Annotated in this window: 1 protein-coding gene; it reads right to left on the reverse strand. The window is 57.5% G+C overall.

The window, feature by feature from the left end:
* A partial coding sequence (locus tag SB756_RS35790) for a contractile injection system protein, VgrG/Pvc8 family (RefSeq protein WP_410913986.1) occupies nt 1-233 on the reverse strand: 233 nt, incomplete at both ends.

Genomic DNA, 233 nt, shown 5'->3' on the forward strand with positions numbered 1-233 from the left:
GTGCGCCTCGTAGAACACCCAGCCGCCGTCCGTGCGAACATGCCGGAATGCGAAGATGTGGCCGTTGAAATACCGCTGACTGCCGTCGCCACGCAACAGACTGACCGTCACGCGCTTCCCGATGAAATCCTTTGGCGCAAGGTGGTCGTTGTCCGACAGGATTTCGATCTTGTACGCGAAATCCTTCGATAGCGCTTCGACCGCCTCGAATGCGTTCGGCAGTAGGATTTTGT

Origin of the sequence: Pseudomonas sp. SIMBA_068, from assembly GCF_046534705.1 — a bacterium.
Classification (GTDB): domain Bacteria; phylum Pseudomonadota; class Gammaproteobacteria; order Pseudomonadales; family Pseudomonadaceae; genus Aquipseudomonas; species Aquipseudomonas putida.